General features: G+C 30.1%; 19 protein-coding genes. 6 read left to right on the top strand and 13 right to left on the bottom strand.

Annotated features, from left to right (window positions below; all coding sequences use genetic code 11):
* Position 1: 1 nt before the first annotated feature.
* From ACN0WB_RS07150 to ACN0WB_RS07170, 5 genes are all read right to left on the bottom strand, one after another.
* The gene (locus ACN0WB_RS07150; protein WP_417430280.1) at positions 2–589 is read right to left on the bottom strand and encodes a tRNA-(ms[2]io[6]A)-hydroxylase; all 588 of its coding nucleotides are present in this window, start codon (positions 587–589) and stop codon (positions 2–4) included.
* A 20-nt stretch (positions 590–609) separates the two neighbouring features.
* Complete coding sequence (rsmD, locus tag ACN0WB_RS07155) at positions 610–1167, bottom strand: 16S rRNA (guanine(966)-N(2))-methyltransferase RsmD (protein ID WP_417430282.1); 558 nt, start codon at positions 1165–1167, stop codon at positions 610–612.
* A gap of 78 nt (positions 1168–1245) precedes the next feature.
* Positions 1246–1962, bottom strand: coding sequence for a DUF3822 family protein (locus ACN0WB_RS07160; RefSeq protein ID WP_417430284.1), 717 nt, complete (start codon positions 1960–1962; stop codon positions 1246–1248).
* Positions 1963–2031: 69 nt separating this feature from the next.
* Positions 2032–2526 carry a Smr/MutS family protein gene (locus ACN0WB_RS07165; RefSeq protein ID WP_417430286.1) on the bottom strand — a complete coding sequence of 165 codons (495 nt, stop codon included), beginning with the start codon at positions 2524–2526 and terminating at the stop codon, positions 2032–2034.
* 9 nt (positions 2527–2535) lie between these two features.
* Positions 2536–3027: a metallophosphoesterase family protein gene (locus ACN0WB_RS07170; RefSeq protein WP_417430288.1), complete on the bottom strand. Its 492-nt coding sequence runs from the start codon at positions 3025–3027 to the stop codon at positions 2536–2538.
* Between the two features lie 304 nt (positions 3028–3331).
* On the opposite strand from ACN0WB_RS07170, the gene truA reads away from it, so the two are divergent.
* Positions 3332–4072 carry a tRNA pseudouridine(38-40) synthase TruA gene (truA, locus tag ACN0WB_RS07175; protein ID WP_417430290.1) on the top strand — a complete coding sequence of 247 codons (741 nt, stop codon included), beginning with the start codon at positions 3332–3334 and terminating at the stop codon, positions 4070–4072.
* A 221-nt stretch (positions 4073–4293) separates the two neighbouring features.
* Complete coding sequence (locus ACN0WB_RS07180; RefSeq protein ID WP_417430292.1) at positions 4294–6033, top strand: ABC transporter ATP-binding protein; 1740 nt, start codon at positions 4294–4296, stop codon at positions 6031–6033.
* 4 nt (positions 6034–6037) lie between these two features.
* Here the strand turns inward: ACN0WB_RS07180 and ACN0WB_RS07185 are convergent, their stop codons facing one another.
* From ACN0WB_RS07185 to ACN0WB_RS07195, 3 genes are all read right to left on the bottom strand, one after another.
* Positions 6038–6379, bottom strand: a complete 342-nt coding sequence (locus tag ACN0WB_RS07185) for a hypothetical protein (RefSeq protein ID WP_417430294.1) — start codon at positions 6377–6379, stop codon at positions 6038–6040.
* Between the two features lie 252 nt (positions 6380–6631).
* Positions 6632–7096, bottom strand: a complete 465-nt coding sequence (locus ACN0WB_RS07190; protein WP_417430296.1) for a hypothetical protein — start codon at positions 7094–7096, stop codon at positions 6632–6634.
* A 2-nt stretch (positions 7097–7098) separates the two neighbouring features.
* On the bottom strand, positions 7099–8268 hold the full coding sequence (locus ACN0WB_RS07195; protein WP_417430298.1) for a T9SS type A sorting domain-containing protein: 1170 nt from the start codon (positions 8266–8268) through the stop codon (positions 7099–7101).
* Positions 8269–8393: 125 nt separating this feature from the next.
* On the opposite strand from ACN0WB_RS07195, the gene ACN0WB_RS07200 reads away from it, so the two are divergent.
* Entirely contained in the window at positions 8394–8747 is a 354-nt protein-coding gene (locus ACN0WB_RS07200; RefSeq protein WP_417430300.1) for a helix-turn-helix domain-containing protein, read from the top strand.
* Positions 8748–8869: 122 nt separating this feature from the next.
* Here ACN0WB_RS07200 and groL read toward each other — a convergent pair whose 3' ends face one another.
* Together groL and ACN0WB_RS07210 are read right to left on the bottom strand one after the other, a co-directional pair.
* Positions 8870–10495 carry a chaperonin GroEL gene (groL, locus tag ACN0WB_RS07205; RefSeq protein WP_417430302.1) on the bottom strand — a complete coding sequence of 542 codons (1626 nt, stop codon included), beginning with the start codon at positions 10493–10495 and terminating at the stop codon, positions 8870–8872.
* A gap of 74 nt (positions 10496–10569) precedes the next feature.
* Positions 10570–10848 carry a co-chaperone GroES gene (locus ACN0WB_RS07210; protein ID WP_417430304.1) on the bottom strand — a complete coding sequence of 93 codons (279 nt, stop codon included), beginning with the start codon at positions 10846–10848 and terminating at the stop codon, positions 10570–10572.
* A 311-nt stretch (positions 10849–11159) separates the two neighbouring features.
* Here ACN0WB_RS07210 and uvrC point away from each other — a divergent pair, with 311 nt between their 5' ends.
* The 3 genes from uvrC (at position 11160) to ACN0WB_RS07225 (ending at position 14272) form a co-directional block, all read left to right on the top strand.
* Positions 11160–12953, top strand: coding sequence for an excinuclease ABC subunit UvrC (gene uvrC / locus ACN0WB_RS07215; protein WP_417430306.1), 1794 nt, complete (start codon positions 11160–11162; stop codon positions 12951–12953).
* Between the two features lie 305 nt (positions 12954–13258).
* On the top strand, positions 13259–13528 hold the full coding sequence (locus ACN0WB_RS07220) for a hypothetical protein (protein ID WP_417430308.1): 270 nt from the start codon (positions 13259–13261) through the stop codon (positions 13526–13528).
* 6 nt (positions 13529–13534) lie between these two features.
* Entirely contained in the window at positions 13535–14272 is a 738-nt protein-coding gene (locus tag ACN0WB_RS07225) for a GLPGLI family protein (protein ID WP_417430310.1), read from the top strand.
* A gap of 23 nt (positions 14273–14295) precedes the next feature.
* Here the strand turns inward: ACN0WB_RS07225 and ACN0WB_RS07230 are convergent, their stop codons facing one another.
* The 3 genes from ACN0WB_RS07230 to ACN0WB_RS07240 form a co-directional block, all read right to left on the bottom strand.
* On the bottom strand, positions 14296–15633 hold the full coding sequence (locus ACN0WB_RS07230) for a UDP-N-acetylmuramate--L-alanine ligase (RefSeq protein WP_417430312.1): 1338 nt from the start codon (positions 15631–15633) through the stop codon (positions 14296–14298).
* A 68-nt stretch (positions 15634–15701) separates the two neighbouring features.
* A complete protein-coding gene (locus ACN0WB_RS07235; protein ID WP_417430314.1) occupies positions 15702–16511 on the bottom strand; it encodes a lysophospholipid acyltransferase family protein in 810 nt (269 codons plus the stop codon).
* A 25-nt stretch (positions 16512–16536) separates the two neighbouring features.
* The gene (locus ACN0WB_RS07240) at positions 16537–17166 is read right to left on the bottom strand and encodes an NUDIX hydrolase (protein ID WP_417430316.1); all 630 of its coding nucleotides are present in this window, start codon (positions 17164–17166) and stop codon (positions 16537–16539) included.
* Between the last annotated feature and the right edge of the window lie 150 nt (positions 17167–17316).

Below are 17316 nucleotides of genomic sequence, written 5' to 3' on the forward strand. Positions count from 1 at the left end.
ATTATCCGTGAATGGTTTCGCCCGTTCCAAAACTTTTTATAATTCTCGCTTCTTCCTCTAACCACGCATTCCAACGTGCTTCTACGTTAATTTTTTCTGCATATTTTCGTGCAAAATTGATAAAAGTAGCATAATGTCCGGCTTCACTTTCCATTAATTCTCGATAAAATTTTGCTAATTTTTTATCTTTTATGGTTTCAGATAATACTTTGAATCTTTCGCAACTTCTTGCTTCAATCATCGCTGCAAAAAGCAATCTTTCAATTAAACCAGATTCGCGTTCGCCATTAGAAGATTTTTTCATAAATTTCGCTAATTCACCTACATAATCATCTTTTCTTTCGCGCAAAAATTCATAACCGCGTTCCAAAATAATATCGTGAACCATTTTAAAATGCTCCATTTCTTCAATTGAAATTTTTAGCATTTCTGTCACTAATTCTTGCTTTTCAGAATTTTGGATAATTAAATGAATCGCATTTGTTGCTGCTTTTTGTTCGCACCAAGCGTGATCTGAAAGAATTTCTTCTAAATTATTTTCTGCAATATTTGCCCATCTCGGGTCGGTCGGTAATTTTAATCGAAACATTTATTTATTTTAATCAAAAATTATTTAGCATTTTTAGAAAAGAAACTAAAACTCACATTTCCATATTTTCTGGTGTCTTGTAAGTGTTCATTTTCAAATTTCATTTTACTTTGGTGTTCCAGAACGAAAAGTCCGGTTTCTTTCAAAAAATCATTTTTAAAAATACCATTTATGATTTCTTCATATTTATTTTGTTCCGTTTCAAAAGGCGGATCGGCAAAAATAATATCGTAGGTTTTTTGTGTTTTATTTTTTCTAATAAATTCGTAAACGTCGGCTCTCATTGTTCTTATTTGCAAAGCCATTTCCAATTCTGCGGCTGTAGAACTTATAAATCCTGTGTGTTTTGCGTTTGAATCTACTGAAGTGACGTCTTTGCAATCTCGGGAAGCAAATTCTAAACTGACACTTCCAATGCCACAAAATAAGTCTAAAACCGAACAAAATTCAAACTCAAATTTATTTTGAAGAATACTAAAAAGTGCTTCTTTAGCAAAATCCGTCGTCGGACGAACATCGAAATTTTTTGGTGCAGAAATTTTTTTGGCTTTCCATTTTCCGGCGATTATTCTGTACATTTTTTAGTTTTTAGTTGATAGTTTTTGGTTGTCAGTTTTAGATTTGTAACCTAAAATCTCACATCTCAAATCTCACTTTTAATTCAAGATAAAATTATGCTTGTGAAGATTATCAAATTTAATAGTTAAATTTTTCACAAACTTGTGTAATTCTGATATAAAGGTTTCATTTTCAGTGGTTTCCCCGTAAACGTAAAAGTAAGTATCTTGAATCGAAAAATTTATTTTCTTCAAAGTAAACATTACAAAATATAGAAAATCTACTTCAGAATTGAGGTCTAAATTATTATATAAAACTAGTTTTTTGTCTTTCAAAGCGATGAATTCACATTGATGGTGATAAAGATGAATGTGGATTTCTTGTTTCTTTTTAGGCAAAATATTATTTAAAAATTTCTCACCAGAAAAATTAAAATTAACAGGTTTTTCTAACGATTTTATTTTTTGATACAAACTTTTTGGAAATGTATAATAAAACTGAACGCCAAATTTTTTGTTGACAGAAAGCATTAATTCTTCCTCATTTTCATCAACTGGCGCGTTGTAAGAAATTAATTTGTAACCCAATTCGTGTTGCGTAAATTCTTCTGGCATCAATGTAAAATGATTCAGAGCAGAAATTACTTTTATTTCTTCGAAATTATTTTTAGAGAATAAATCGTCTAATTTTTCAGCAACAAAATTCTCTGTTGAATCTTCATCTTTGAAAAAAGATTTTTCTTCCAAAACGGATTTATTTTTGCTGATCTGGTATTGCAAACCATCTTTTGTGAAAAGTAAATTTAATTTCTGCATAAAGTGCAAATTTATCAAAAATTAGATGAAAGAAAAAAGAAGAATGAAAAAAGAGAAAATTGATTTCTTTTACTTAAAAATTACCCAAACATTTCCTGAACTGTGGTGAAAAAATTCGTTTTCCTCAAATTCAATTCCAGTTTGTCCTCGCAGAATATCGTAAACCATTTCTTGTAAAACGCCGTCACCAATGCCGTGAATGACATTTATCTTTTTAATATAATTTTTTCTGCAATAATCTATTTCCTCTAAAAGTTTTTCTTTTTGAATTTCTAATCTTTCCCAAGAAGAATATTCTGTCGGATTTTTAACTAAATTTTCAAAATGCAAATCTAAAGTTCTACTGTTTTCGCCTTTCTTTTTGCTACTTTTTTTTAAATTTTCTTTTTTAATGATGATTTTAGAATTTTTATAAATCTCGTCATTTCTCAAAATTATTTTAGAAATTTCAATTTCCTGTTCAAAGCCAAAATCATCTTCTATTTTGACGGAATTTTTCCCCACAGAAATTATTTTCCCTGTAGTTGTTTCATCTAAAACAGAAATTAAATCCCCTATTTTCATTTAAAATTTTTAACGATTTCCTAATTCTATTACATTTAAATTTTCTATTTTATCACCATTAATTTCAAATTGCATCATTGTACGCATTTTATGCCATCCTTGTTTTCCGCAAGCGCCGGGATTTAAATGAAGTAAATTATATTTTTTGTCGTACATCGCTTTTAAAATATGAGAATGCCCAGAAATGAAAAGTTTTGGTTTGTGTTTTTCAATTTCAATTTTTGATAAAGCAGAATATCTATTTGGATAACCACCGATATGAATCATTAAAACTGAGACTTTTTCACATTTAAAATTTAAAACTTCTGGAACAATTTTTCTAATTTTTTCATCATCAATATTGCCATAAACACCGCGGAAAGGTTTTATTTTTTCTAAAGTTTCTAAAACTTCTAAGTTTCCAAAATCTCCGGCGTGCCAAATTTCATCGGCATTTTTTGCGTATTCTAAAATACGATCGTCTAAATAAGAATGAGTGTCAGAAAGTAAGAGGATTTTCATTGGTTCAAAGTTGAGATAATTTTTTTGAATTTTAAAAATTTCTTTCTATTATTCTGTTCTTTTGCCTTGATGCAAAAGAACCAAAAAATCAAGACTGGAAACTCACCTAAAAATTAAAATTTTGTCCTAAAATTTCCAAACTCGAGCGGAAATTTTAATTGTTTTCTGAGTTGTTTATTTCTTGCCGCCACTCGGACACTGGAAATTTCTTAACGGTCAAAAGTTTAATTTTCTTAACGGTTCCGTTTCAGAAGTCACTTAAAAAAATACAAATGTGTTGCTTCTAATTTTATAAATTTGCAGAATGCAGCGCTATTTTATAGAATTCAGTTATTTCGGAAAAAATTATTTTGGTTATCAAAGACAGCCACGCGAAATTTCTGTACAAGAGGTTTTAGAAAAAGCACTTTCTACGAAACTTCGGGAGGAAATAAAAATTGTTGGTGCAGGAAGAACAGACACCGGAGTTCATGCGAAGAAAATGTTTGCGCACTTCGAAACAGAGCAGATTTTAGACGAGAATTTAGTCTATCAACTGAATAGTTTTTTGCCAGAAGATATTTCTGTAAAACGAATTTTTTTAGTGAAAAATAATCTTCACGCAAGATTTGATGCCACTTTCAGAACTTATGAATATTTTATTTCTTTGGAGAAAAATCCTTTTAATTTTGATTTTTGCTGGCAAATTCGACGAGGGAAAATTGATATAGAAAAAATGAATGAAGCTTGCAAAATTCTTTTTTCAACAACAGATTTTACAAGTTTTGCGAAATTACACGCCGATAATAAAACTAATAATTGCAAAATTTATAAAGCGGTTTGGGAACAAAATGGAAGTGAACTAAAATTTACAATTTCTGCTGACAGATTTCTACGAAATATGGTTCGTGCTATTGTTGGAACAATGGTAGATTTGGGAGCTGGAAAAATTTCACTAGAAGATTTCCACAATATTATTTTAGCAAAAAACCGAAATTTAGCCGGAACTTCTGCGTCTCCACAAGGACTTTTTTTGGTTGATGTGGGATATAACTTCGGGCTTTAAGAGCAGAGAAATAAACCACAAAGTCACAAAGTGATTTTTATAAAATTAAAAGATATAAAGTGAAATTTACCGATTTTAATAAAAATTGTGAACTTTTTAAACGAAAGAATTTGGCTTTAATAATTTTTAAAACTTTATGACTTAAAACAATTAATTTCTCTCACTGGTAATATAGAAAATCTCAATTGTAAAAGTCTGATTCTTTGTGTAAATTTGCCACAATGAAAGAGCAAAGCACGGGCAAAATTTTAAAAAGACTTTTCGCAATTGGAATGAAATTTCGGTCGTGGTTTATTTTCACGTTAGGAATTTCTATACTTTTAGCTGTAGTTTCCACGTATCGACCGTATCTTACGATGCAAATTGTGGATCAAGATATAATGCAGTCTAAAGATTTTTCTAAAATGATGCCTCATATTTATATTTTAATTGCGTTGGTTGTTGGAGAATCTTTTTTAAACTTTTTCTTGGTTTATTTTTCTAATTATATTTCTCAAAACGTCATAAGAGATATTAGAGAACGTCTTTATCACAAACTCATTTATTTTAAAACTTCTTTTTTTGATAAAACACCAATCGGACAATTAGTTACACGCGCAGTTGGAGATGTTGAAACCATTTCCGTGGTTTATACGGACGGTTTTTTAATGGTTTTTGGTGATATTCTAAGAATTATTTTCGTTTTAGTAGCGATGTTTTTGGTGAATGTTCATCTAAGTTATATTTCGCTCGCAATTTTACCTTTGATGGTAATAATCACGAGATTTTTTCAAAAAAAATTAAAAAAAGCCTTTGGTGATGAGAGAACTTGGACAGCCACTCAAAATAGTTTCGTGCAAGAAAGACTTTCTGGAATGCCAATTATTCAAGTTTTTAATAGACAAGAAGCAGAATTTAAGAAGTTTGATGATATTAATATTCATCTTAAAAGTGCGCTTCTAAGAACGGTTTTTATTTTCTCACTATTTTTTCCGGTTGTAGAATTAATTTCTTCTATTTTTATTGGTTTAATATTATTTTATGGAGGTTATATTAAAATTTTTCCGGGAGAAATAATCGCATTTATACAGTATATTTCGATGTTAATTCGCCCGTTGCGACAAATTGCGGATCGTTTTAACAATATCCAAAGAGGTTTAGTTGGCGCAGAACGTGTTTTGGGAGTTATGGATGAAAATTTTGAAATGGTAAATGAAGGGAAAATTAGTAAAAATACCTTTGAAGGAAAAATAGAATTTAAAAATGTTTATTTTTCTTATGATGAAAAACAGGAAGTTTTAAAAGGGATTAGTTTTAAAGTAAATCCAGGCGAAACTGTTGCAATTGTAGGCGCAACTGGAGCGGGAAAATCTACGGTAATCAGTTTGATTACAAGACTTTATGATATTAATTCTGGGAAAATTTTACTCGATGATGTCAATTTAAAAGATTATGAATTATATAATCTTCGACAACACATCGGCGTTGTTTTACAAGATGTTTTTCTTTTCCATGGAACTGTCTTTGAAAATCTTTCTTTCGGTGATAAAAGTGTGACTTTAGAAAAAATAAAAGCTGTTGCGAAAGATATTGAAGTAGATGATTTTATTGAAAGTTTACCAGGTGGTTATGAATTTGTTGTGAGTGAGAGAGGTTCGTCCATTTCACTTGGACAAAGACAATTATTATCGTTTTTGCGCGCATATCTTTCGGATCCGAAAATTTTAATTCTTGATGAAGCTACATCTTCAATTGATATTGAAAGTGAAAAATTGATTCAAAAAGCGACAGAGAAAATTACCAAAAATAGAACTTCAATTATCATCGCACACCGACTTTCAACAATTGTAAATGCTGATAAAATTATTGTGATGGAACACGGTAAAATTGTGGAAGAAGGAACTCATAAAGAGCTTTTGGCGCAAAATGGTTATTATTCTACACTTTATCAAGGACAACTAATTGTAGAGGAAAAAGTGTAAATTTCTATAAACCAAATGGTAAAAATGGCAAATCGCTCTTCCAAGAATTTCCATATTTTTTGGTTAAATATTTTGCTAAAATAGTATTGTTTTCTGTCGCGATTTTTGAGAGAGTAGAAGTGATTACGCAACCTTCATTTTTTACACCAACTCCATATTTTTTTTGAAATTTTTTAAAATCTTGAAGTGCAATTCCAAAAGATATAAATTTTGCTTTGCCAGATTTTATTAAATTTTCTATGTTTTCTGAATGATTTTTTTTTGATGAATCTACTTTTGATTCATTTTTATTTTGAGCAAAATTTAAAGTGAAAAAAGTGATTAATAAAAGTGATAGAATTTTCATAGGAAGTTTTTGTAGTTGTTTGATGGGTAATTTGAAGCAAAGTTAAACCTCATAGGTTTTTAAAACCTATGAGGTTTGATGTAAAAGTGATTGCCGCTTCAAAGAAAAAATCTCTTCTTAACAGCCGGACAAATCATCGAAATTGAAATTAAGCGTCTTGCTCCAAAAAAAATCCGACCAAAAGTAATTGAGCGGATTTTAATTTCTTAGGTTAGGATTCGTGCTGTAGCGAAAATGCTTGTAGTACAAATTTTACAATTTTTCCACACCAGTCAACCAAGTTTTAAGTTCATCTAAAATCCTATTATCTCTCGCTGCTTGTAAAACCGTCGAAGCAGGATTAATTCTTTCAACAAAAATGTTTTTTGACACCCAACCCTTACTATGATTAAAATTATTTTCTAGATATTTTCTACCCGCGCCCTTTGTTCTGCAAGTATTTATAATGATATCAATATCTGAACCCGGATTATTTTCATCATTTTTATGCAGACTTAATAATTTTTCTATTTGTTTTACTTGGTTTAAATCATCACCCGCACTGACAAATCCTATTTTTAATTTATTTATCTGTAAAACACCTATTATATCGTGTTTAGAAAAATCAATACCGTGATTAATAGCAGAATAATTAATATTTATCCACTCTGCAATAAGCTTTACTTTTGTAGATTTTCCAGTATTACTGACACCTCTTAATGTAAAAAGCTTTTTCATAATTATTCTTTTATTATTTTTTCTGTTTGTACGCCTTTGTCGGTTGTTACTGTTACAAGAAAATTACCTTTTGGCAATTCTGAAACATTCGTTTCTTTTTGGAAAGATGTTTTTATTAGTTGTCCATTAATTGAATAAATTTCGATTTTTTGAAACTTATTTTCTGTTTGAATATTAAGTGTGTTTTTTACAGGATTTGGGTATAATTTTAATTTGGATTTTTGGATATCGCTTACAGACATATAATTACAATTTATATTATAAGTTGCCCAACTATCCTTGTTTAACCAGTTAGAAGTAGAATAAGCTATATCATCAACTTGGATACAAGTAAGATTTGGATTAACTGTAGCGTTAAAAGTAGTAATTTTTGAATTTTGTCCATTTTTTACATTAAGACTAAACAATTGGTTATTATTACATCTTAAATCATTTAAAGCAACATTCTTGCTTACATCAAGATTTTTCAATTGATTTTGAAAACAAACCAAACTTTTCAAAGCAGTATTTTTACTTACGTCTAGACTTGTTAATTTATTTATCGCACAAATAAAACTTGTTAAAGCAGTATTTTTAGTAACGTCTAAACTCGTAAGTTGATTTGAATCACAAAATAAAGTTGTCAAAGCAGTATTTTTGCTTACGTCCAAATTGGTTAACTGATTATCATAGCAAGTTAAAACCTTCAAAGCAGTATTTTTGCTCACATTCAAAGTAGTTAATTTATTTTGGTCACACTCAAGTTGTCTTATAGCATTATTTGTAGTTACGTCTAAATTTGTTAGTTGATTTTCATAGCACAAAAAATTCTGCAAAGCAACATTTTTGCTTACGTCCAAATTGGTTAATTGGTTTCCGTCACAATATAAATCTGTCAAGGCAATATTTTTACTCACATTCAAGTTTGTTAGTTGATTTTTACTACACCATAAATTCGTCAACTTTACAAAATATTCAATTCCCGTCAAATCTGCAATATTTTTGGAAGGACAATAAATTTGTCCAGTGTAGTTATTCGCTTCAGAAATCTGTATTTCATTATCGCCGTTAGTGTTGATAGAAGAATTGCCAACTAAATATGCTTTAAAATTAACATCTGGGATATTTACAATTTGGGCATAAGTAAAAGAACAAAAAAGCAACGCTGTAAGAACCAATAAAATTTTTCTCATTATTTATTTTTTTAAATTTGTCAATATTATCTTATTTATAAGTGATTTTCGGGATTTAAATTACTTGCTTAAGAAAAAAATTACTGAAACGAAAAAATTATATTAAATTTGATGAAAATTAAATTATGGCTCTCGGTGAAAAACTAAAACAAGCACGTCTTAATAAAAACTTTTCGCAGGAATATATGGCGGAAGTTTTGCAGATCTCCCAAAAAACCTATTCTAATTTCGAGAACAACAAAACCAAACCTGATTTCAGCCAGATTGAAGAAATTTCTAAAGTTTTAGAAGCAAGTGTTTTAGATTTTCTGTCGGATGAAAAACTTGCATTTAATTATAATAATGTAAATGGTGGAAATAATGGCTTTGTTATCAACCAACTTTCAGAAAAAATATTAGAGCAATACGAACTGAGAATTAAAAGATTAGAAGAAGATAATATTTATCTGAAAACTTTACTCGATAAATTTGTAAATTAAATATTTTAAAATATACGATAGTGTTTCTACAGAATATAAAACGAAAAATCCGCTCAGAAAATTCTGAACGGATTTATATTTAATAAAAGTCTACAAACTTCAAGCTTCCGACTCTCATTTTATTACATCATTCCGGGCATTCCACCGCCCATTCCGCCCATCGCTGGTTCGTCTTTTGCAACTTCTGTGATGACACATTCTGTTGTTAAAAGCATTCCTGCAACTGATGCTGCGTTTTCTAAAGCCACACGAACTACTTTCGTAGGATCGATAATTCCAGCTTCAAACATTTGTACATATTCGTCGGTTTTAGCATTGAAACCAAAATCTCCTTTTCCATCTGCAACTTTCGCTACAACTACGGAACCTTCTCCGCCTGCATTTGCAACAATTTGTCTTAATGGTTCTTCAATTGCACGTTTTACAATTTTTATTCCAGTTGCTTCGTCTTGGTTTTCAGCTTCTACTTTGATAGCAGAAATAGCTCTTACCAAAGCAACGCCACCTCCTGCAACGATACCTTCTTCTACAGCAGCTCTTGTTGCATGAAGTGCATCATCTACACGGTCTTTTTTCTCTTTCATTTCGATTTCAGAAGCTGCGCCAATGTAAAGAACTGCAACTCCACCTGCTAATTTTGCCAATCTTTCTTGCAATTTTTCACGGTCGTAATCTGAAGTTGTAGTTTCAACTTGTGCTTTAATTTGGTTTACTCTTCCTTTGATTAAACTTTCTTCACCGGCTCCGTTTACAATTGTAGTATTTTCTTTATCAATTGTTACTTTTTCAGCTGTTCCAAGCATTTCTATAGTTGCATTTTCCATAGTGAAACCTCTGTCTTCTGAGATTACAGTTCCGCCGGTTAAAATTGCGATATCTTCTAAAAGTGCTTTTCTTCTATCTCCAAAACCAGGTGCTTTTACAGCAGCAATTTTTAAAGAACCTCTTAATTTATTTACAACTAAAGTTGCTAAAGCCTCGCCTTCAACTTCTTCACAAATAATTAATAAAGATTTCCCTGATTGTGCAACTGGTTCTAAAATTGGTAACAAATCTTTCATTGAAGAGATTTTTTTCTCAACCAATAAAATATAAGGATTTTCCAATTCAGTAATCATTTTTTCTGGATTGGTTACGAAATATGGAGATTGATAACCGCGGTCAAATTGCATCCCTTCCACAACATCAACTGTTGTATCAATTCCTTTTGCTTCTTCAACAGTAATTACACCTTCTTTCCCAACTTTTCCGAAAGCTTCAGCGATTAATGCACCGATATTTTCATCATTGTTTGCAGAAACTGACGCCACTTGTTTAATTTTTTCAGAATCGTTTCCAACTTCTTGAGATTGAGATTTAAGATTTTCTACAACAGCTTTTACCGCTTTGTCGATTCCTCTTTTTAAATCCATTGGATTTGCGCCTGCTGCAACATTTTTCAAACCTTCACGAACGATTGCTTGAGCTAAAACAGTTGCGGTTGTAGTTCCATCTCCTGCAATATCATTGGTTTTAGAAGCAACTTCTTTCACCATTTGCGCGCCCATATTTTCAACTTTATCTTCCAGTTCAATTTCTTTTGCCACTGAAACACCATCTTTAGTTACGTGTGGTGCACCGAAAGATTTTTCAATAACTACATTTCTACCTTTTGGTCCTAATGTAACTTTTACTGCATTTGCTAAAGCATCTACTCCTCTTTTTAATGCATCTCTCGAATCAATATCGAATTTTATTTCTTTTGCCATTTTTTATTTTTTTATGTAAGTTGTATGAAATACAAAAAACTTTATAATTATTTTTAATTTATTTATATGAATTTTTAACCTAAGATTCCTAAAATATCAGATTCTTTCACGATTAAATAATCTTTACCATCAATTTTTAATTCTGAACCAGAATATTTTCCATAAAGTACTTTATCTCCAACTTTTACAGTCATCGGTTCATCTACTTTTCCATTTCCAGCTGCAATTACAGTTCCTTCTTGTGGCTTTTCTTTTGCAGTATCTGGAATAATAATTCCGGATGTGGTTTTTGTTTCAGCTTTTGTCGGTTCTACTAAAACGCGATCTGCTAAAGGTCTAAAATTTACTGACATATTTATATATTTTTTTAAAGTTCTGTTTTAGAATTCTCCATAATTATGCCAATTGATTTTAAGTATAATTAGTATTCTTTTTGTAAAAATTTGTCAGATTTAATTTCAGCGATTCGGAAATAATGTCATATAAATACTTTTTTTTAAACTTAAAAATAACTATTTTTTTCTGACTTTTGAATTTTCTCAATGAAAAATTTCCTTTAAAAAAAACGTAAATTTGTTATGTGAAAAGCATTTGAAAATCTTCAAAATCCAAAAAGATTAAGAAAAGCAATTGCATTTGACTATACAAAAATAGAAATTGACAAATGAAAGAAGGGCTTCAATTACAACTTCAAACTTTACCATCAGATCCGGGCGTTTATAGATATTATGACAAAAACGGTAAACTTCTCTATGTTGGAAAAGCTAAGAATTTAAAGAAAAGAGTTCTGTCTTATTTTAATAAAAATCAAGTTGGAGCAAGAACGCGCATCATGATTTCTAAAATTGAAAGATTAGAAACCACGGTTGTAAATAGCGAATATGACGCACTATTATTAGAAAATAATTTAATAAAAGAACATCAACCATTTTATAATGTGATGCTAAAAGATGATAAATCTTATCCATACATTGTTATTAAAAATGAACATTTCCCAAGAATTTTTCTTACAAGAAATAAAATAAAAGATGGTTCAGAATATTTCGGTCCTTATGCAAAAGTGCGTCCAGCAAAGGTTTTACTTGATACAATAAAACACATTTATAAAATAAGAAGTTGCAATTTAAATCTTTCTCCAGAGAAAATTGCTGAAGGAAAATACAAGCGATGTCTTGAATATCATATAAAAAATTGTGAAGCGCCTTGCGAAATGTTTGAAAACGAACAAGAATATGACCTTAAAGTAGATGCGGTAAGAGGGATTATAAAAGGAGATTTTAAAAAGGCAACCAATTATCTAGAAATTCAAATGCAGAAATTCGCTTCAAATTTGGAATTTGAAAACGCACAGAATATTAAGGAAAGATTAGAAACTTTAGAAAATTACCGTTCAAAACATACTGTAGTAAATCCCAATATTGATGACGTCGATGTTTTTGGAATGACAAGTGATGAATCTGCAGCTTATGTTAATTATTTTAAAATTCGGAACGGAAATATTATCCAATCTTTTACAACAGAAATTAAAAAAATTCTGGAAGAAAGTGATGAAGATATTATGGAAGAGGCATTAATTGAAATTCGACAAAAATTTGAATCCACATCAAAAGAGATTTTATTACCTTTTCACCTTTCTGTGGAAATCCCGAATGTAAAAATTTACGTTCCAAAAGTAGGAGATAAAAAAAGAATTTTAGAATTATCCGAAAAAAACGCCAAAGAATATCGAATAGAAAAATTAAAACAAGTTCAAATAGTAGATCCGGAAAGACACACAAACAGAATTATGGCAGAAATGCAAAAACTCTTGCGAATGCCCGCTGAACCACGCCATATAGAAGGTTTTGATAATTCAAATATTCAGGGAACAAATCCTGTCGGTGCGTGTGTGGTTTTTAGAGATGGAAAACCAAGTAAAAAAGATTACCGAATTTTTCACATCAAAACTGTGGAAGGACCGAATGATTTTGCGAGTATGGAAGAAGTAATTTATCGCCGCTACAAAAGAATGCTTGATGAAGACGAAAGTTTGCCACAACTTATTTTAATTGACGGCGGAAAAGGACAACTGAGTTCCGCGGTAAAAAGTTTAAAACTTCTCGGACTTTATGGCAAAATCACCATCATCGGAATTGCAAAAAGATTGGAGGAAATATTTTTCCCGGAAGATCCGATTCCCTTGTATTTAGATAAATCTTCTGAAACTTTAAAAATATTGCAACGCGTGCGTGATGAGTCCCACCGTTTTGGCGTAAAACATCATAGAACGCGACGTAAAAATTCTACCATAAAATCTGAGTTGGAAGAAATTCCGGGCGTTGGTGAGAAAACGATTGAATTACTTTTAAACAAATTAAAATCCGTGAAACGCGTGAAAGAGTCTAATATTGAAACTTTGGAAGAAATTTTAGGAAAAGTGAAAGCAAAAGTGGTTTGGGGATTTTTTAATGGAAATTGATTTTTCACCCACAAAAGTCACAAAAATTGAATGTTTTAAAAGTTTTATTTTTACTTTTTAAAAGTCTGAAAAGAGTTTTGTGGAAATTTCAATAAGAAATCTTAATAATTCTACTTCCTTCAATAACCTGAATGTATTGCGAATCTGTCATGTATTTATTGTAAATATAAAATTATTCATTTTAATATTAGAGAAAAAATATATTTTTCTTGCACATCTGTTTTTTTTTTTTTTCTTTACAAGGTTGAAAATAAGTGTACAATTATTTGCAACAAAAATTTTGTTTAACTCTAAAATTTTTAAAAATGAAAAAAATTATTTTATTATCAGCTTTTGGATTTGCAGGATTATTAAGTGCTAAAACTGGAAAGTTTAACTCTATGGATGTTTCAAATGATATGAGTTTGAAATATGAAAAAATTTATCCACCTCAATTTTGGTATTGGTTTACCATTTGTGGAAACAAAGTTGCATTTATATATGATGAACCTAACCAACAAGCCGCAACTGATTCTGCTTACGAGTTGTGGTACGGAGAATGCGGTCCAGGTAGAGAAATTACTCAATTTACATAATGAATTATGAAGATTAAGTATTTTTTAATATTTTGGTTCTTTATAAATATTTTTGTAAAGAGCCAAAATATTTCAATTTCACCAATTTTAATAGTGAGTTATAAATTTGTATTTCAATCAGACTCAACTAATGTTAATTCTAAATCTTCAGATTTGTTATCTCTTTATATAGATAATAGACAATCTCTATTTGAAAGTTCTACAAGAAAAGAATTAGATTCTTTTTTTATTGCTCATAAAAGTAATAACAGTATAATAAATTTTGATGATGTTCCCAAACCAATTGTAACAACATTTATTTATAAAAACAATGAAAATAATACTAATTTATTTGCGGATGATTTTATAAAATTAAAATTAAAATATGAATATCCCAATATAGATTTTAAATGGAAACTTATTAATGAAACGAAAAATATATTAGGTTATAAATGCTCAAAAGCCAAAACAAATTTTGGTGGAAGAATATGGATTGCGTGGTATTCAACTGAATTACCTTTTAATAATGGGCCATATAAATTTAAAGGTTTGCCAGGTTTAATAATGGAAATTGAAGATAAAAATAATTTTTTTAAATATACTGTAGTAGGAATAAAAAAAAATAAAAGTGATATGCTAATAAATAGAAACTTCAATAAAAATTATGTGGACTTAGGTTCGAAAAATTATTATGAAGTGAAAAGCAATTATATTAAAAGTAAATTTCCAAAAACAAAATTACAAATTAACCCAATCGAAAAATAAGAATATTTCTTTAGTGATTTGAATTAATTTACTAAATCCAAACCTCCAAAATTTCCCGAACTCATCATCAGAAAAACACCTTTTGTTTTATCTAAAGTATTCCAATATTGGTGTAAATTTTCCGCATTGGTGAAGACTTTCAAATCTTTATTTTTAAATTTTTCTTTAATGAAATCTTCGGAAATAGCCTCCATTCTTTTAATTTTTAAAGCTTCTTCAGAATAAAAAACAACTGCTTCATCCAAACCGTTCAACGCAGAATCATATTGCTCTAAAAAAACTGGATTCAAACTAGAGTAGGTGTGAAGTTCTAAAAAACCATATTTTTTTTCTGAAGGAAATTGTTCGCAAAAGGCTTTTACCACAGCTTTTACTTTACTTGGAGCGTGTGCAAAATCTTTGTATAAAGTTCCGCTATCTTTTCGTTCAATTTTTTCCAAGCGTTTAGAAGCGCCTTTAAAACTCATAATCGCTTCATAAAATTCTTCTTCCATAATTCCCAATTGTTGGCAAATAAATCTTGCACCTTCAAGATTAAGCAAATTATGTTTCCCAAAAACCGACAATGGAATTTCGCCCATATTTGTTTTTAAAAGAACTTTGCCGTCGGAAATTTTATAATCTGGTGTTTTGTAAGGAATTTTTCGAAAAAAGTTGTTTGAATTTTCTACAACTTTTACGACTTCTTCGTCTTCTTCATTATAAACCAAAACGCCACCCGGAATTATGCTCGCAACAAATTTTCTAAACTGCTCAATGTAATCATCAAAGGTTTTAAAAACATTAATATGATCCCAAGCAATGCCGGAAAGTAAAGCAATATTTGGTAAATAAAGTAAGAATTTGGAACGCAAATCGATTGGTGATGACAAATATTCATCGCCTTCCAAAATCATAAAATCATTCTCGTCTGTAATTTTCACCATACAATCAAAACCTTCCAATTGCGCTCCGACCATATAATCGATATCTTTTTGGTGGAAATTTAGAACGTGTAAAATCATCGAAGTTATCGTGGTTTTCCCGTGAGAACCGCCAATTACAACGCGCGTTTTATTTTTCGATTGTTCATATAAAAATTCTGGATAAGAATATATTTTTAATCCTAATTCTTTTGCTTTTAAAAGTTCGGGATTATCTTCTCTTGCGTGCATTCCAAGAATAACAGCATCTAAATCTTTGGTGATTTTTTCTGGAAACCAACCCAATTCTTCAGGTAAAATATTTTTTTTCGCGAGTCGAGATTTTGAAGGTTCAAAAATAGCATCGTCCGAACCTGTGATAAAATATCCTTTTTCTTTAAGAGCAATGGCTAAATTGTGCATTGCGCTTCCGCCAATTGCAATGAAATGAGTTTTCAAAATGACCTGATTTTTTATTTTAAATATTCGATTGTACTTTTACTTTTCTTCCAATTTTTTAAAAAAATCTAAGGAAGTTTTTCAGTTTTACAATCTGCTTTTTTGGCTTTCAATTCGGTTTCATATTCGTGCAAAACATTAAAACAGTCGCTCTGCTCAATAGAATACATAATTTTTTCTAAAATCGCTTGTGAATTATCGTTTTCGTAATCAATGTCTAGTGGTTTTTTAAATTCCATTGTTGGTTTTACGCCGGTTACTTTAATCTTCAAACCTTTTTTATCAAAAGCTCTTCTGAAACCATTTATTTTTATAGGAATGACAATCGGTTTTTGATTTTTTATCAATTTCGCCGTTCCTTTTCTGCCTTGCGCAAAAGCTGAAGTTGTACCTTGTGGAAAAGTAATTACCCAACCATTATCCAAAGCTTTCATAATGTTTTCAACTTCTGTTAAATCTACCATTCGGTTCACATTGTGTCCTTCTGCGCGCCAAGTTCTTTTCACGGTTATTGCGCCGGCTAATTTAAATATTCTAGAAAGCAATCCTTTATTCATCGTTTCTTCTGCGGCGACGTAGTAAAAATCAACCTTAGGATTTAATAAATAAATTGGATTTTTTATTGAATTTAAATAGCCATTATTTACCGAGCAAAAAGCGTGGTACATTGCTGCGACATCGGCAAAATAAGTTTGGTGATTAGAGACAAATAAAACATTGCTGTCTGGTAAATCTACCAAGTTTTCTGTCCCAGAAATTATAAGTTTATTGAAACCATTAAATCTTCTGTAGGAAATCATTCCCAAAACAAAAATTATGAGCCTTTTGAGAAAATAAAGATTTCCGAAAGCGTCTGTAAATATGTTTTTCTTCGCCATTAATCAATTGAAATTACCCGCAAATTTACATATTTTTTAACAATAAACTGAATTCGCTTAATATCATTGAAGTTGCACCCCAAATTTGATGGCCATTAAAATCAATTACCGGAACTTCCACTCCACGGGAAGAATTTAAGATTTTCATTTTTGGTTTTTCTGTTAAATTTAATAAAGATTCTACAGGAAATTCTATTAAATCTACCGCTTCAGTTTCTTGTAAAATAAAATCTGGATTTTTCTTGGTATAAGACACAAAAGCGTGAACATAAAAATTACTCGGTGGAATATAAATAGAGGAAAGTTCACGGATTATTCTGATATAATGTTCATCAATTCCCACTTCTTCCGAAGTTTCTCGTTTTGCAGTTTGAGAAAAATTTTGATCAAAATCTTCTTTTTTTCCGCCGGGAAAAGAAATTTGTCCGCTGTGTCGGTCGCGTTCGTTTTTACTTCTCACAATTAATGGAAAATACCATTTATTATTTTTTAAATAAAGTAAAATATTTACAGCAGCGAGTTTTGGACTATTTTTTAAAATTTCATCTTCTGTTAAAATGTTGCGATATGGCGGTGAATAAATTGCGTGTGCATTTTCTCCGGCTAATTTTGCTTTTTTTATCTTCTCTAATAAACCTCTACCAAATAGTTGCATATTGTAAAATTACGGCATTTGATTTAAAATTAAAAAAGAAAAAATTAAAATTATTCCAGTAAAAATACATTTTGTATCCTTTTTATATCTTTTCTTAATAATATTTAATTGTGGTTAATTGGAAAATAAGAGATGTTAAATAGAAAAAAC

The sequence above is a fragment of the Halpernia sp. genome, from assembly GCF_048269545.1.
GTDB lineage: Bacteria > Bacteroidota > Bacteroidia > Flavobacteriales > Weeksellaceae > Halpernia.

Excerpts from the sequence above, each read along its gene's own strand:
- ACN0WB_RS07170 (WP_417430288.1), bottom strand. The coding sequence starts at position 3,027 with ATGAAAATCCTCTTACTTTCTGACACTCATTCTTATTTAGACGATCGT.
- ACN0WB_RS07235 (WP_417430314.1), bottom strand. The coding sequence starts at position 16,511 with ATGGCGAAGAAAAACATATTTACAGACGCTTTCGGAAATCTTTATTTT.
- ACN0WB_RS07180 (WP_417430292.1), top strand. The coding sequence starts at position 4,294 with ATGAAAGAGCAAAGCACGGGCAAAATTTTAAAAAGACTTTTCGCAATT.
- ACN0WB_RS07190 (WP_417430296.1), bottom strand. The coding sequence starts at position 7,096 with ATGAAAAAGCTTTTTACATTAAGAGGTGTCAGTAATACTGGAAAATCT.
- truA (WP_417430290.1), top strand. The coding sequence starts at position 3,332 with ATGCAGCGCTATTTTATAGAATTCAGTTATTTCGGAAAAAATTATTTT.
- ACN0WB_RS07200 (WP_417430300.1), top strand. The coding sequence starts at position 8,394 with ATGGCTCTCGGTGAAAAACTAAAACAAGCACGTCTTAATAAAAACTTT.
- ACN0WB_RS07210 (WP_417430304.1), bottom strand. The coding sequence starts at position 10,848 with ATGTCAGTAAATTTTAGACCTTTAGCAGATCGCGTTTTAGTAGAACCG.
- ACN0WB_RS07240 (WP_417430316.1), bottom strand. The coding sequence starts at position 17,166 with ATGCAACTATTTGGTAGAGGTTTATTAGAGAAGATAAAAAAAGCAAAA.
- ACN0WB_RS07150 (WP_417430280.1), bottom strand. The coding sequence starts at position 589 with ATGTTTCGATTAAAATTACCGACCGACCCGAGATGGGCAAATATTGCA.
- uvrC (WP_417430306.1), top strand. The coding sequence starts at position 11,160 with ATGAAAGAAGGGCTTCAATTACAACTTCAAACTTTACCATCAGATCCG.
- ACN0WB_RS07220 (WP_417430308.1), top strand. The coding sequence starts at position 13,259 with ATGAAAAAAATTATTTTATTATCAGCTTTTGGATTTGCAGGATTATTA.
- ACN0WB_RS07195 (WP_417430298.1), bottom strand. The coding sequence starts at position 8,268 with ATGAGAAAAATTTTATTGGTTCTTACAGCGTTGCTTTTTTGTTCTTTT.
- ACN0WB_RS07225 (WP_417430310.1), top strand. The coding sequence starts at position 13,535 with ATGAAGATTAAGTATTTTTTAATATTTTGGTTCTTTATAAATATTTTT.
- ACN0WB_RS07160 (WP_417430284.1), bottom strand. The coding sequence starts at position 1,962 with ATGCAGAAATTAAATTTACTTTTCACAAAAGATGGTTTGCAATACCAG.
- groL (WP_417430302.1), bottom strand. The coding sequence starts at position 10,495 with ATGGCAAAAGAAATAAAATTCGATATTGATTCGAGAGATGCATTAAAA.
- rsmD (WP_417430282.1), bottom strand. The coding sequence starts at position 1,167 with ATGTACAGAATAATCGCCGGAAAATGGAAAGCCAAAAAAATTTCTGCA.
- ACN0WB_RS07185 (WP_417430294.1), bottom strand. The coding sequence starts at position 6,379 with ATGAAAATTCTATCACTTTTATTAATCACTTTTTTCACTTTAAATTTT.
- ACN0WB_RS07165 (WP_417430286.1), bottom strand. The coding sequence starts at position 2,526 with ATGAAAATAGGGGATTTAATTTCTGTTTTAGATGAAACAACTACAGGG.